This is a genomic window from Streptomyces sp. NPDC030840, from assembly GCF_055572015.1.
In genome coordinates this window covers 205,908-218,963 of sequence record NZ_JBVIEE010000008.1, presented here as the reverse complement: position 1 = coordinate 218,963, position 13,056 = coordinate 205,908, and the positions used below count along the sequence as shown (strand labels likewise).

At 72.2% G+C, this 13,056-nt stretch carries 15 protein-coding genes; 9 read left to right on the top strand and 6 right to left on the bottom strand.

Going from position 1 to position 13,056, the window contains the following annotated elements; genetic code table 11:
• Window positions 1-3: 3 nt before the first annotated feature.
• The 6 genes from ACZ49J_RS19795 to ACZ49J_RS19770 all read left to right on the top strand — a co-directional run bounded on the left by ACZ49J_RS19795 (window position 4) and on the right by ACZ49J_RS19770 (window position 4,495).
• Window positions 4-1,218, top strand: a complete 1,215-nt coding sequence (locus ACZ49J_RS19795; protein WP_467449573.1) for an erythromycin esterase family protein — start codon at window positions 4-6, stop codon at window positions 1,216-1,218.
• On the top strand, window positions 1,215-1,676 hold the full coding sequence (locus ACZ49J_RS19790) for a hypothetical protein (RefSeq protein ID WP_467449571.1): 462 nt from the start codon (window positions 1,215-1,217) through the stop codon (window positions 1,674-1,676). Before ACZ49J_RS19795 ends, ACZ49J_RS19790 begins: the two co-directional genes overlap by 4 nt.
• A complete protein-coding gene (locus ACZ49J_RS19785; RefSeq protein ID WP_467449569.1) occupies window positions 1,669-1,923 on the top strand; it encodes an EF-hand domain-containing protein in 255 nt (84 codons plus the stop codon). The genes ACZ49J_RS19790 and ACZ49J_RS19785 overlap by 8 nt, the downstream gene beginning before the upstream one ends.
• A 147-nt stretch (window positions 1,924-2,070) precedes the next feature.
• Complete coding sequence (locus ACZ49J_RS19780) at window positions 2,071-3,234, top strand: MFS transporter (RefSeq protein ID WP_467449765.1); 1,164 nt, start codon at window positions 2,071-2,073, stop codon at window positions 3,232-3,234.
• Between the two features lie 71 nt (window positions 3,235-3,305).
• Entirely contained in the window at window positions 3,306-4,064 is a 759-nt protein-coding gene (locus ACZ49J_RS19775; protein WP_467449568.1) for a maleylpyruvate isomerase family mycothiol-dependent enzyme, read from the top strand.
• A gap of 71 nt (window positions 4,065-4,135) precedes the next feature.
• A complete protein-coding gene (locus ACZ49J_RS19770) occupies window positions 4,136-4,495 on the top strand; it encodes a DUF6332 family protein (protein WP_467449567.1) in 360 nt (119 codons plus the stop codon).
• Here ACZ49J_RS19770 and ACZ49J_RS19765 read toward each other — a convergent pair.
• The 3 genes from ACZ49J_RS19765 to ACZ49J_RS19755 all read right to left on the bottom strand — a co-directional run bounded on the left by ACZ49J_RS19765 (window position 4,456) and on the right by ACZ49J_RS19755 (window position 7,251).
• Complete coding sequence (locus ACZ49J_RS19765) at window positions 4,456-5,121, bottom strand: response regulator transcription factor (RefSeq protein ID WP_467449566.1); 666 nt, start codon at window positions 5,119-5,121, stop codon at window positions 4,456-4,458. The genes ACZ49J_RS19770 and ACZ49J_RS19765 overlap by 40 nt on opposite strands.
• Window positions 5,118-6,419, bottom strand: coding sequence for a sensor histidine kinase (locus ACZ49J_RS19760; RefSeq protein WP_467449564.1), 1,302 nt, complete (start codon window positions 6,417-6,419; stop codon window positions 5,118-5,120). Before ACZ49J_RS19760 ends, ACZ49J_RS19765 begins: the two co-directional genes overlap by 4 nt.
• Before the next feature lie 112 nt (window positions 6,420-6,531).
• On the bottom strand, window positions 6,532-7,251 hold the full coding sequence (locus ACZ49J_RS19755) for a TetR/AcrR family transcriptional regulator (RefSeq protein ID WP_467449562.1): 720 nt from the start codon (window positions 7,249-7,251) through the stop codon (window positions 6,532-6,534).
• 146 nt (window positions 7,252-7,397) lie between these two features.
• Between ACZ49J_RS19755 and ACZ49J_RS19750 the strand changes: the two genes are divergently transcribed.
• Window positions 7,398-7,853, top strand: a complete 456-nt coding sequence (locus ACZ49J_RS19750) for a nitroreductase family deazaflavin-dependent oxidoreductase (RefSeq protein WP_467449561.1) — start codon at window positions 7,398-7,400, stop codon at window positions 7,851-7,853.
• A 30-nt stretch (window positions 7,854-7,883) separates the two neighbouring features.
• Here the strand turns inward: ACZ49J_RS19750 and ACZ49J_RS19745 are convergent, their stop codons facing one another.
• A complete protein-coding gene (locus ACZ49J_RS19745; protein WP_467449558.1) occupies window positions 7,884-9,089 on the bottom strand; it encodes a geranylgeranyl reductase family protein in 1,206 nt (401 codons plus the stop codon).
• A 175-nt stretch (window positions 9,090-9,264) separates the two neighbouring features.
• Here ACZ49J_RS19745 and ACZ49J_RS19740 point away from each other — a divergent pair, with 175 nt between their 5' ends.
• Window positions 9,265-10,620, top strand: a complete 1,356-nt coding sequence (locus tag ACZ49J_RS19740; RefSeq protein ID WP_467449556.1) for a M20/M25/M40 family metallo-hydrolase — start codon at window positions 9,265-9,267, stop codon at window positions 10,618-10,620.
• Between the two features lie 32 nt (window positions 10,621-10,652).
• On the opposite strand, the gene ACZ49J_RS19735 is transcribed toward ACZ49J_RS19740, so the two are convergent.
• Window positions 10,653-11,690: an NUDIX hydrolase gene (locus ACZ49J_RS19735; RefSeq protein ID WP_467449555.1), complete on the bottom strand. Its 1,038-nt coding sequence runs from the start codon at window positions 11,688-11,690 to the stop codon at window positions 10,653-10,655.
• Window positions 11,691-11,951: 261 nt separating this feature from the next.
• Here ACZ49J_RS19735 and ACZ49J_RS19730 point away from each other — a divergent pair, with 261 nt between their 5' ends.
• A complete protein-coding gene (locus ACZ49J_RS19730; RefSeq protein ID WP_467449554.1) occupies window positions 11,952-12,386 on the top strand; it encodes an ATP-binding protein in 435 nt (144 codons plus the stop codon).
• A gap of 13 nt (window positions 12,387-12,399) precedes the next feature.
• On the opposite strand, the gene ACZ49J_RS19725 is transcribed toward ACZ49J_RS19730, so the two are convergent.
• Window positions 12,400-12,927, bottom strand: coding sequence for an ATP-binding protein (locus ACZ49J_RS19725; RefSeq protein WP_467449553.1), 528 nt, complete (start codon window positions 12,925-12,927; stop codon window positions 12,400-12,402).
• Window positions 12,928-13,056: the final 129 nt, after the last annotated feature.

The following is a 13,056-nucleotide window of genomic DNA, read 5'->3' as shown; positions in this document are numbered from 1 at the left end:
GGCATGGTCACTGACATCAAGGACACCGCCCATGCCGTCGATGCCACCGCCGTCATGAAGCTGCTCCCGGCACCGCCGAGGCTCCTCGCCCTGGGCGAGCCCACGCACGGCGAGGACACGCTGCTCGAGTTGCGCAACGAGCTGTTCCGCCGGCTCGTCGAGCAGGAGGGCTACCGGACGATCGCGATCGAGAGCGACTGCATGATGGGGCTGGTCGTGGACGACCACGTCACCTTGGGCACGGGCACCCTCGACGAGGTCATGGAGCGCGGATTCAGCCATGGGTGGGGCGCGTCCGCGGCCAACCGCGAGCTCGTGCGCTGGATGCGCGCCCACAACAACGGCCGGCCGGCGTCCGAGCGGCTCCGCTTCGCCGGTGTCGACGGCCCGCTGGAGATCACCGGCGCCGCGAGTCCCCGGCAGGCACTCACCGCACTCCACGGCTACCTCGCGGCCCGGGTGGACGCGGACCTGCTCCCCTGTACCGCCGAGACGCTCGACCGTCTGCTCGGTGGCGACGACCGGTGGACCAACCCCGCCGCGATGATGGACCCGGCCCAGTCCCTGGGACAGTCGGCGGAGGCGAGGGAGCTGCGGCTGCTCGCCGACGACCTGGTGGCGCTGCTCGACACGCAGACGCCGCATCTGATCACGGCGACCTCCCGGGAGGACTGGGACCGGGCGCGCCTGTACGGGCGCACCGCGACCGGCCTGCTGCGCTACCACTTCTGGATGGCGGACACCTCACCGAGCCGTATGACGCGGCTGGTGGGCCTGCGGGACCAGATGATGGCCGCCAACCTCCTCGCCGTCGCCGAACGGGGCCCGGCACTGGTGCACGCCCACAACGGGCATCTCCAGCGGGCCAGGAGCACGATGCGGATGGGCGGCCTGCCGGTGGAGTGGTGGGGCGCCGGCGCCCTCGTGAGCGCCCATCTGGGCGAGCGGTACGCCTTCCTGGCCACGGCCCTCGGCACGATCCGGCACCAGGGCGTGGGCACCCCGCCGCCGGACACCGTCGAAGGACTCCTGTACACGCTCCCGGAGGACCGCTGCGTCGTCGACGCGCCCCGGCTGGCCACCGCCCTGGAAGACGCACGGCCCGCCCCCCGCGTGTCCCCCTACCACGGATACTCCCCACTGGACCCCGCCCACTTGGCCGAGAGCGACGGAATCGTGTTCGTCAAGGACGTCCCGCAGAGCCAGGGGGTGTCTTGAAACTCCCGGCGCTCGCGGTCCTGCGCCGCAAGGCCCCGGGCACCCCATGCCCCTACAAGGCGCTCTTCCCCCGAACCATCAGTGCGGTGCTCACCCTGCTCGTGCTGTTCGCCGGCGTGCGGTTGGCCGCTCCCGGACTCGGCGACCACTGGTTCGGCTCCGACTACGCGCCGGACGGCTGGAGTCACGACGAGCGCTGGAAGTACCTGCTGACGGAGGCCGTCCCGCTCGCCGGGTTCATGCTCCTCGGCGTGCTCTTCTGGGCACTGGGCAAGCCGACCCGCACGGCATCCGCGGCCACCGAGCAGCGAGCCACAACGGGGACGGAGCAGAGAGGAGACGGACGAGAGGGAGGAGACTGGGGATACGGGGAACCCGGGCGGGACGCGAGGCGTTCCGCCCGTGAGTGGGACCGGGGTGCCCGCCGCCGAAGAGGACGGGGACGACGTGATGAGTGACAAGGCACGGAAGCTGTTCGAAGCACTCGACCTCGACAGCGACGGGATCCTGACCCGTGAGGAAGTGATCATCGCCCTGCGGACGAAGGGCCCGTCCCTGGCCGCGGCGGGGGACCTGCCGTACTGGGGAGTGGAGGACGCCGACGCCTCGTCCGCGCTGTTCGACGCCGCCGACCAGAACGGGGACGCGGTGCTGACGCCGGAGGAGTTCGCGGCGGTGGTGGACCGCCGTTTCGGCTGGCACTGAGAAAACGAGCCTGTCCGGCGTTCGAGGACAAGGCCGCAGGGCCGACACTGCGGGCGCGTGCACCTCGACGCTCCCTTGCCCCCTCCATTCGCCCGCACCTAGCCTGCGTTTGTGCCGTTAATAAACAAATCCCGCACCCGCGACGCCGTGCCGGGCAACGACCTGACGCGGCTCCGTACGGCCCTCACCGCGTTCTTCGCCCTGGACGGCTTCGTCTTCGCCGGCTGGGTGGTGCGCATCCCCGCCATCAAACAGCAGACAGGCGCGTCGGCCAGCGCGCTCGGTCTCGCTCTCCTCGGCGTCTCCGCGGGCGCCGTCATCACGATGATGCTCACCGGACGGCTCTGCCGCCGCTTCGGCAGCCACCGCATGACCGTGATCTGCGGCGTCATGCTCTCGCTCAGCGTCACCCTGCCACCGCTCACCCACTCGGCACTGGCACTCGGCGCCGTCCTGCTGGTCTTCGGCAGCGCGTACGGTGGCATCAACGTCGCCTTCAACAGCGCCGCCGTGGATCTCGTGGCCGCGCTGCGGCGGCCCGTCATGCCCAGCTTCCACGCCGCGTTCAGCCTGGGCGGCATGGTGGGGGCGGGGCTCGGCGGACTGGTCGCGGGGTCCCTCTCCCCCGCTGGGCATCTGTTCGGTCTCGCGGCGATCGGTCTGCTGGTGACCGCCGTCGCGGGACGCACGCTGCTCCAGCAAGCGCCGCCCGACCCGGTGGACCGCGAGCGGGCCGAGGAGCACGTGCCACGGCGACCGGACTCCCGGACCCGCGGCCTCGTGGCGGTCCTCGGTCTGATCGCGCTCTGCACGGCGTACGGCGAGGGCGCACTGGCCGACTGGGGCGCTCTGCACCTGGAGCAGGCGTTGAACGCCTCGCCGGGCATGGCCGCGATCGGTTACTCGTGCTTCGCGCTCGCCATGACCATCGGGCGGCTGACCGGGACGACGCTGCTCGAACGTCTGGGCCGGAGGCGTACCGTCGTGGCAGGCGGCGCGACGGCCATGGCCGGCATGCTGCTCGGATCGCTCGCGCCCACCCTGTGGGCGGCGCTGGCCGGCTTCGCGGTCACCGGGCTCGGGCTCGCCAACATCTTCCCGGTCGCCGTCGAACGTGCCGGTGCGCTGGCCGGCCCCAGTGGCGTGGCGACCGCCTCGACCCTCGGCTACGGCGGCATGCTCCTGGGACCGCCCGCGATCGGGTTCATGGCGGACTGGTTCTCCCTGTCGGCCGCCCTCACCAGCGTGGCGGTCCTGGCCGGGGTGGCCGCCGTCATCGGGGGTCTGATCAAGCGCTGGACGGTGAGCTGACGCCGGGGTGCCCGGCCCCGCGGGCGGGCCCGGTACTGCCTCGACCGCACTCCGTCCGGCACACTCGGCCCATGGACATCGCCGAGCACATCGAGGCCCTCGACAAGGAGGGCCGGCTGCTGGCCGCGGCCGCCGAGACCGCGGGGACCGGGGCACGGGTACCGACGTGCCCCGACTGGCAGGTGCGGGACCTGTTGCGGCACACGGGGATGGTGCACCGCTGGGCGGGGGCGTTCGTCGCCGAGGGCCACATGTCGTACCACCCGGACGAGGGCGAGCCGGACCTGGACGGCGCCGAACTCCTGGCCTGGTTCCGGGAGGGCCACGCGTGGCTCGTCGACACCATCACCGCGGCACCCGTGGACGTGGCGTGCTGGAGCTTCCTGCCCGCGCCCTCGCCGCTGGCCTTCTGGGCACGGCGGCAGGCGCACGAGACGACCGTGCACCGGCTGGACGCGCAGGCGGCACGCGACGGGAGTGCCGAGGCGGTCGGGGCGAACGCGCCGGACTTCGCGATCGCCCCGGACTTCGCGGTCGACGGCGTCGACGAGTTGCTGCTCGGCTTCCACGCGCGGGAGAAGAGCAGGGTGCGCACGGACCGGCCGCGGATCTGGCGGGTGCGGGCGACGGACACGGGCACCGTGTGGACCGTACGGCTGTCGTCCGGGCCGCCGCTGGGCGAGCGGGGCGAGACGGCGGAGGCGGACTGCGAGGTGGCCGGTCCTGCCGCGCGGCTCTACCTGTCGCTGTGGAACAGGCTGCCCCTGCCGGGCGTCACGGGCGACGAGTCGGTGGCGGCGCTGTGGCGGGAGAACTCCGCCGTGACATGAAGGTGAGGCAGGGGCCCGGCGCCCGGCGGGCTGTCTTGCCCCGCCGGGCGCCCACCTGTTGGATACGGCGCATGGAGACTGACGGGGGACGGGAAAGCGGCGTGTACGAGACGCAGGGACGGCGCACACAGGCCGATCGGGACGCGATCACCGTGGAGATCGGATACGCGCTGGTCAGCGCGGCGTTCGCGGCGGCCTTGGTGTTCGGGGTGTTGGCCGGTCCGGCCCTGCTCTTCGCGCTGCCGGATGGTGTGGAACGTGTGCTCGTTCTCTCCGGTGCCGTGCTGGCGGCCCCGCTCTTCGCTGTTCGGGTGGTGAGCGTGCTGCTCCGTTTCAACCGCGGCAGCGGCCGGGCAGCGGTGCCCCGCCGTTCATCCCGTCGGGCCGGATCTCAGCCCAGCCAGCCCGGCCGCACCAGTCCGGACTCGTAGGCCAGCACGACCAGTTGGGCCCGGTCGCGCGCGCCCAGCTTCACCATCGTGCGGCTCACATGGGTCTTGGCAGTCAGCGGGCTGACGACCAGGCGGCGGGCGATCTCCTCGTTGGACAGACCGATGCCGACGAGGGCCATCACCTCCCGTTCCCGCTCGGTGAGTCCGGCGAGCGACGCCGCCGCCGCGGGCTCCTTCGAGCGGGCCGCGAACTCCGAGATCAGCCGGCGGGTCACTCCCGGTGAGAGCAGCGCGTCGCCCTCGACCACGGCCCGTACCGCGCGCACCAGTTCCTCCGGCTCGGTGTCCTTGACCAGGAAGCCCGACGCACCGGAGCGGATGGCCTCGAAGACGTACTCGTCGAGCTCGAAGGTGGTCAGCATGACGACCTTGACGTCCGTCAGGTCCTGATCGCCGGTGATACGGCGGGTCGCGGCCAGCCCGTCGAGAAGTGGCATCCGGATGTCCATGAGGACGACGTCCGGTCGCAGTGCGCGCACCCCGCGCAGTGCTTCCTCACCGTCGGCGGCCTCCCCGGCGACCTCGATGCCGGGCTGCGCGTCGAGGAGTGCCCTGAAGCCTGCGCGGACCAGTGACTGGTCGTCGGCGAGCAGTACGCGGATCACCGGTCCTCCTTGGCCTCGCGGGCCCCGCCGGACGTGAGCGGCAGGTCGGCGAGCACCCGGAACCCGCCGTCGTCCCGGCGCCCCGCCTCGATCATGCCACCGAGGGCGGCGGCCCGCTCCCGCATTCCGGCAAGGCCGTTTCCGCTGCCGCCCGCGTCCGCGCCGGTCGCCGGCCCGTCGTCGTCGATGCGCAACCGCAGCGCCCCTGCCGCCTGTTCGAGGTGCACGCGCGCGTGCCGCGACCCCGAATGCCGTACGACGTTGGTGAGGGCCTCCTGCACGATGCGGAACGCGGCGAGGTCGGCGCCGGGCGGGAGCGGGGGCGCCTCACCCTCCACGTGGACCGTGAGCCCCGCACCGGCCGCCTGCTCGACGAGTTCCGGCAGCCGGCCGAGTCCTGGTGCCGGGGCGCGCGGGGCGTCACCCCGGGCCCGCAGCGTGTCGAGCACCTGACGGACCTCGCCCAGGGCCTCCTTGCTGGCCGCCTTGATGGTGGTGAGGGCAGTACGGGCCTGCTCGGGGTCGGAGTCGAGGAGCGCGAGCCCGACCCCGGCCTGCACATTGATCACGGAGATGCTGTGGGCGAGGACGTCGTGCAGTTCCCGGGCGATGCGCAGCCTCTCCTCGTCGGCGCGCCGGCGGGCCGCCCGGGCGCGCTCGGCACGTTCGCGGGCCCACTGCTCGCGGCGCACCCGGACCAGCTCGGAGACCGCGACGATCGCGATGATCCACGCGGCGACGGGCACTTCCGACCCCCAGGGGGCGGCGTCGCCGCCGGGCGGTGGCAGCCACCGGTACAGCCAGTGCGCCACCAGGGCGTGCCCCACCCACAGTGTCCCGACCGCCGCCCAGGCGGCCTTGCGGTGTCCGGTGACGATCGCGCTGAAGCAGCCCAGGGCGACCGTGAGGAACACCGGTCCGTACGGATACCCGGCCCCCAGATAGAGCATGGCCGCGGCGGCCGTCCCGAAGGCGACGAGCACCGGATACCGCTGCCGCCACAGCAGCAGGACCGAGCCGACGACCAGGAGCACGCGCGCGAACAAGCCGAGGGACGCGTGCTCCGCCTCCTGGAACCGGGCGGCGGCGTTCGAGCCGGCCACGACGAAGACGGTGATCAGCAGTGTGGAGCGCCACGGGAGGCGGGAGCCCGCGTCCTCGTCGGACCGCGCCCACCACGGCGGACCACCCGGCCACCACCCGGGCCCGCCCGACCACCCGGGAGGGCCGCCCGGCCCCCGTCGCCACGGTGGTCCTCCCCGCGGCCGGGTCGGTGTGCCCGCGCCCTGCTCTTCCATGACCGCCACGCTAGACGCCGCCCGCCCTGCGGTGCGTCACCCGAGCGAGGTGATCACACGTACTCCTCGCGAAGTACGCCCTGGCCGCAGCGCCCCGTCAGGACCCGGAGCGTCAGGCCCCGGGGAACACGAGCCCCACGTGGTGGGCGAGTTGGGCCGCCGCGTGCCGGAAGAAGGCCTCGCGGTCCTCGACGACGCGGTGGAACTGTCCGAACACCTCGAAGTTGACCAGCCCGAACAGCTGTGCGCAGGATGCGACGAGCGCCGCGATCACAGCGGGCGGCAGATCGGGCGCGAGATCGGCGGCCATCCGCTCCGCCTCCGGCGTGACCTCGGCCGACAGCTTCCACTGGGCCACGCCCCTCCCCCGGTGGGCGTCCCGCACGATCCCCATGGCGAGCTGCCAGACCCGCGAGGCCGCCGGCACGGTGGTGTCGGGCGCGGAGTAGCCGGGCACGGGCGAACCGTAGATCAGCGCGTACTCGTGCGGATGCTCCAGCGCCCACCCGCGCACCGCCTCGCACACGGCGATCCACCGCTCGGCGGGCGCGGCCCCGGCAACCCGGGCGTGCGCGGTCTCCGCGGCCTCGCCGAGGGAGTCGTAGGCGTCGATGATGAGTGCGGTGAGCAGGTCGTCGCGGCTGGGAAAGTAGCGGTAGATGGCGGAGGAGGCCATGCCGAGTTCGCGGGCCACGGCGCGGAGCGACAGCTTGGACGCTCCCTCCGCGGCGAGGTGCCTGCGCGCTTCGTCCTTGATGGCGGCGGTGACTTCGCTCCGCGCGCGGGCACGGGCTCCTTGCGTGGCGGTGCGGGCTCCTCGTGTGCTGCTCATGCTGGGCAGTGTGCCACGGAGGAGGAGCGCCGCACACAAACGAGAGCAGTGCTCTTGCTTTGGATCACTGATCTCAGGCAGACTCCTCCTTGAGCGAGAGCACTGCTCACAAAAGAGAGCACCGCTCTCACCATCGGGAGGTCACCATGTCGTCGTCATCGCCGTACTACCTCAAGGGCAGCCCCCTCAACGTCCGCCTCAACAGCGTGGTCGGCTGGCTCGCCCGGCACGGCATCAGCCTCATGGGCTCCGCCGAGATGTCGGTGCGCGGCCGCAAGAGCGGACAGATGCAGCGCATCCCCGTCAACCCCCACACGTACGAGGGCGGGCAGTACCTCGTCTCGGCCCGCGGCCACTCGCAGTGGGTGCGGAACATGCGGGTGGCGGGCGGCGGGGAACTGCGGGTCGGCAGGAAGGTCCGCGAGTTCACGGCGGTGGAGCTGCCCGACGAGGAGAAGCCGCCGATCCTGCGGACCTACCTCGAGAAGTGGGGCTGGGAGGTCAACCAGTACTTCAAGGGAGTCACGGCCAGGTCCACCGACGAGGAGCTGATCGCGGCCGCCCCCGACCACCCCGTCTTCCGGATCACCGTCAAGCCGTGACCGACGCGGAACCCGACGGCGCCCGTGCGGTCAGCGGTCGAGCGCCGTCAGAGCCCGCTGAGCCACCGGATGGCTGCGCACGATCTCTCCCAGCGAGGTCGAGCCGCGCGTGATGTCCATGAACGCCTTCCAGGCGGGCCTGAAACCGGTGAGCGCCGCGTGGAACAGTCCGGGACGACGCCGGAAGGCCGTGAGCAGCCGCTTGCCGACACTCATCTCGACGCCGAGCCCGGCCTTGATCGCGAACGCGTAGTTCAGGGCCTGGCGCCGGGTGTCCACCGCGTCGTGCGCCTCCGCGATCCGCACCGCCCACTCCCCCGCGAGCCGCCCCGACCGCAGCGCGAACGAGATGCCCTCGCGGGTCCACGGCTCCAGCAGCCCCGCCGCGTCCCCACACACCAGCACCCGCCCGCGCGACAGCGGCGAGTCGTCGGCGCGGCAGCGCGTCAAGTGACCGGAGGAGATGCTCGGTTCGAAACCGGCGAGACCGAGCCGCCCAATGAAGTCCTCCAAGTACCGCTTGGTGGCGGCGCCCTCACCCCGCGCCGAGATGACCCCCACCGTCAGCGTGTCGCCCTTGGGGAAGACCCATCCGTAACTGCCGGGCATCGGGCCCCAGTCGATGAGCACCCGCCCCTTCCAGTCCTCGGCGACGGTCTGAGGCACCGGGATCTCCGCCTCCAGACCGAGGTCGACCTGGTCAAGCTTCACCCCGACGTGTGCCCCTATGCGGCTCGCGCTGCCGTCCGCGCCGACCACGGCCCGCGCGAGCACGGTCTCGCCGCCCTGCAGGACGACGGCGACAGTGCGCCGGTCCGGCACCGCAGACCCGTGCTGCTCGACCCGGGAGACGGTGACGCCCGTGCGCAGCTCCGCGCCCGCCTTCTGCGCGTGCTCGACGAGCTGCTGGTCGAACTCGGGCCGGTTGATCAGCCCGAACAGCATCTGCTTGGAGCGGCGGGTGCGCGCGAAGCGGCCGTCCAGCGAGAACGTGACCGCGTGCACCCGGTCCTGGAGCGGCAGTTCGAAGCCGGGCGGCAGCGCGTCGCGCGAGGGGCCGATGATGCCGCCGCCGCACGTCTTGTAGCGGGGCAGCTCCGCCTTCTCCAGCAACAGGACGCGCCGTCCCGCGACCGCCGCCGCGTAGGCCGCCGAGGCCCCCGCGGGTCCCGCGCCCACCACGACGACGTCCCACACCCGCTGTACGTCGTCCGCCGAAGAGTTCTCGCTGCTCACGATGGTCTACTGCTCCCGATCCAGCCGCCTGCCGCATCTGTCCCCCCGCATCCTACGGCGGGCATCGCCGCAGGCCGCTGTGGGAGGATCGGCAGGCGCATGCGCCCTACACCAGATCGCGCGTCCGCACCCGCGTACCCAGAAGCACAACGTCGCACCCACGAGGAGCGTGCCCATGTCGTCGAATCCGGTCGCCGAGACCGTCGCCTCGCTGATGCCGCGCGCGCGGCGGGAACTCGCGGAGCTGGTGGCCTTCAAGTCGGTGGCGGACTTCGCGCAGTTCCCGAAGAGCGAGAGCGAGGCCGCCGCGAACTGGGTGGCGGACGCGCTGCGCGCCGAGGGCTTCGAGGACGTGGCGCTGCTCGACACCCCGGACGGCACGCAGTCGGTGTACGGCTTCCTGCGCGGGCCCGAGGGCGCCAGGACCGTCCTCCTCTACGCCCACTACGACGTCCAGCCGCCGCTGGACGAGGCCGCCTGGATCTCCCCGCCGTTCGAGCTGACGGAGCGGGAGGGCCGCTGGTACGGGCGCGGCGCGGCCGACTGCAAGGGCGGTGTGATCATGCACCTGCTCGCCCTGCGCGCGCTGAAGGCGAACGGCGGTGTCCCCGTCCACGTCAAGGTGATAGCCGAGGGTTCGGAGGAGCAGGGCACGGGTGGCCTGGAGCGGTACGCCGAGCAGCACCCTGAGCTGCTGGCCGCGGACACGATCGTCATCGGCGACGCCGGGAACTTCCGGGTCGGCCTGCCCACCGTCACCTCGACGCTGCGCGGCATGACCATGGTGCGGGTGCGGATCGACACGCTCGAAGGCAACCTGCACTCGGGGCAGTTCGGCGGCGCGGCCCCCGACGCGCTCGCCGCGCTGATCCGCGTACTGGACTCGCTGCGCGCGGAGGACGGCTCGACACAGGTCGACGGGCTCCCGGCCGACGCGGAGTGGAACGGCCTGCGGTACGACGACGAGCAGTTCCGCGGGGACGCCAAGGTGCTCGACGGTGTGCAGCTGATCGGCTCGGGCACGGTCGCCGACCGCATCTGGGCGCGCCCGGCCGTCACCGTGCTGGGCATCGACTGCCCGCCGGTGGTGGGCGCGACCCCGTCCGTGCAGGCGAGCGCCCGCGCGCTGATCAGCCTGCGGGTCCCGCCGGGCGTCGACGCCGCCGGGGCGACCAAACTGCTCCAGGCCCACATCGAGGCGCACACCCCGTGGGGCGCCCGGGTGAGCTGCGAGCAGACCGGCCAGGGGCAGGCGTTCCGCGCGGACACCTCCAGCCCGGCGTACGAGGCGATGGCCGCCGCGATGGCGGTCGCCTACCCGGGCGAGGAGATGCAGTTCGCGGGCCAGGGCGGCTCGATCCCGCTGTGCAACACCCTCGCCTCCCTCTACCCGGACGCCGAGATCCTCCTCATCGGCCTGAGCGAGCCGGAGGCACAGATCCACGCGGTCAACGAGAGCGTGTCGCCCGAGGAGCTGGAACGCCTCTCGGTGGCCGAGGCACTCTTCCTGCGCAACTACGCGGGCGAGTAGAGGCAGTCAGAGGGGCCGGCGGGCGAGCCCGGTCACACGGGTACGCCCGCCTCCAGGTACAGCGCGGCGCCGCGTTCGCGCGCCCGCAGCGCCCACCGCAGCCGCTCGTACCGTACGGGCGGCAGCAGGTCGGCGGCCTCCTCCTCGGTGACGAAGCGCCAGCCCCGCAGTTCGGGCCCGGGCAGGACCGGCCGCTGGCTCCCTTCGGCGTCGAGGCGCCCGCCGTCGTACAGCAGGCGCAGTCCGCCGTACCTGGGGGGCGCGGGCCGCTCCCAGTCGACGACCAGCAGCCGGGGTACGTCGTCGAGCCGTATGCCGGTCTCCTCGGCGACCTCCCGCATGCCCGCCCGTGCCGGCGCCTCACCGGGTTCGACGACACCTCCGGGGAACTCCCAGCCGGGCTTGTACGTCGGGTCGACGAGCAGGACACGGTCCTGGTCGTCGAAGAGCAGGACGCCCGCGGCGAGGGTCTCGGCGGTGGGTTCGGGAGTCTGCACGATGTCGCAGGCGGGCGCGTCCCCGGTGCGGACCGCCTCCGCGATGTACCGGGCCGTTTCGTACGGAGTCCGGGTGCTGGTGTCGACGAGGTGTGCGTCGGAAGTGAGCCAGGAGCCGAGGGCCGTCTGGTACGGCTCTATGTGGTCGTACGCCCACTGCCGCACGCGCATCTCGCCGTCGGGGAGGTCCGGTGGGATCTCCCGGCCGGCTATTCGCTCACGCAGGATCGTTTCGGCCGGGGCGAGCAGTATGTGCCGCACCGGAATCCGGCGCGAGGCGAGGCCGCCGAAGATCTCGTCGCGGTAGTCCTGGCGCAACAAAGTCATGGGGACCACGAGGGTGCCGCCGAGCTCGGCGAGCAGGGCGGCCGCGGTGTCCACCACGAGCCGTCGCCAGCTCGGCAGGTCCTGGAAGTCACCGACCTCGGCGAGGCGCTTGGCCGGCAGCAGATGCGTGAGTGCGCCGCCGATGACCTCGGGGTCGAAGAGCGTGCTGTTCGGGATCAGTTCGATCAGTTCCCGTGCGGTCGTGGTCTTCCCCGCACCGAACGCACCGTTGATCCAGACGATCACGGTTCCCCCTCTTCTGTTGGCCCCCTGAGGCTTGCCCGCTTCACCCCGCCACGGAAACCAGCCGCTGATGAGGCGCCGACCACACGACGCCCAGCCAAACGGCTACCCGTCGGCACCGGGGCGGATGCGGATCCTGTGCGTCTGTCGTGACACACGGACATCGTTGGATCCGGACGACTAGCCCTGGTCCTCCTGGGAAACAGCAGCGGTGGACGATAATTCGCTGAACGGATCCGCTACCGAGGGAGCGGGGCAGGCGAAATGGCGACCGAGCCGCGATGGAGCGACAAACTGCCTTCCGAGGAGACGCAGAAGTGTCACGCCGCATTCGGCGGCGGACTGGGTGACGTGACCGGGGCCCGACTGGCCACGGAGGAGTTCCTGCGTGCCGTGGCGCGTGCCTCGCCGCCGACGGCGCCCGAGCACTGGGACGACGTCCTGCTCGTCGTCAACGAACTTGCCGCCAACGCGGTCCAGTACGCTCCGGGGCCGTTCGAGCTGACGATGCGGCGCACGTTCGACGGTGTGCACGTGACCGTGCACGACACCAGCACCACGCCCCCCGCGCCGCGCCCCTTCCATCCCAAGCACGGAGGCGGCGGCATCGGATGGCATCTGGTGCACACCCTGTGCACGCAGGTCAGCGTGGTGGTGCGGGACGACGGCAAGGACGTGCACGTCTTCCTGCCCTGGTGAGCCGGCGGCGACGTCAGCTCATCGGTACGAGCACGCTGATCGTCTTGCCTCCCTGGGAACGGCGCTCGATGCCGATGTCCCGCGCCAGGCGGATGATCAGCGGCCATCCGTAACCGTTGCCCACATGGCCGGCCGGCAGCGCGCCCGGGCCGTACGCGACGGCGGGGACGACGTCGCTGTAGTCGTCCACGCGCAGCCGGATTCCTTCACGGGTGCACGTCACCTCGAACCCGGCGATGCCGCCGCCGTGCCGTATCGCGTTCGTCACCAGTTCCGAGACGACCAGCAGCAGGTCGATGACGGCTTCCTCACTGGCCCGTCGGCCGGGCCGGTCCCAGTGTTCACGCACGACGTCCCGTGCGAGCTGCCGCGCCGACGCGGCACTCGTGACGGCGACCTGCGACTGCGGCACCCCGCCCCGCACACCGGCGACGGTGCGCGGGGCGGCGCGCGGAAGGCGGGTGTCGGCCCGGACGTCCGTGTCACTGGGCGTACGGGAGAGGGCGCTGTCACCGCTCATGCGGTGGTCCACGGGTTTCATCGTTTCTCCGCCCCCGTCCCGGACGCCCCCACTTGCTCTCGTTCGTCACTCATCATCGGAACCCGCATACCCGCTCGGGCCCGAAGCATGGCGCACGGAATGGCCATGAGTCACCGGTCACACCGTCGA

Coding starts and splice junctions, on each gene's coding strand:
- ACZ49J_RS19795 (WP_467449573.1), top strand. CDS start 4: ATGGTCACTGACATCAAGGACACCGCCCATGCCGTCGATGCCACCGCC.
- ACZ49J_RS19785 (WP_467449569.1), top strand. CDS start 1,669: ATGAGTGACAAGGCACGGAAGCTGTTCGAAGCACTCGACCTCGACAGC.
- ACZ49J_RS19775 (WP_467449568.1), top strand. CDS start 3,306: ATGGACATCGCCGAGCACATCGAGGCCCTCGACAAGGAGGGCCGGCTG.
- ACZ49J_RS19770 (WP_467449567.1), top strand. CDS start 4,136: ATGGAGACTGACGGGGGACGGGAAAGCGGCGTGTACGAGACGCAGGGA.
- ACZ49J_RS19760 (WP_467449564.1), bottom strand. CDS start 6,419: ATGGAAGAGCAGGGCGCGGGCACACCGACCCGGCCGCGGGGAGGACCA.
- ACZ49J_RS19755 (WP_467449562.1), bottom strand. CDS start 7,251: ATGAGCAGCACACGAGGAGCCCGCACCGCCACGCAAGGAGCCCGTGCC.
- ACZ49J_RS19750 (WP_467449561.1), top strand. CDS start 7,398: ATGTCGTCGTCATCGCCGTACTACCTCAAGGGCAGCCCCCTCAACGTC.
- ACZ49J_RS19740 (WP_467449556.1), top strand. CDS start 9,265: ATGTCGTCGAATCCGGTCGCCGAGACCGTCGCCTCGCTGATGCCGCGC.
- ACZ49J_RS19730 (WP_467449554.1), top strand. CDS start 11,952: ATGGCGACCGAGCCGCGATGGAGCGACAAACTGCCTTCCGAGGAGACG.
- ACZ49J_RS19725 (WP_467449553.1), bottom strand. CDS start 12,927: ATGAAACCCGTGGACCACCGCATGAGCGGTGACAGCGCCCTCTCCCGT.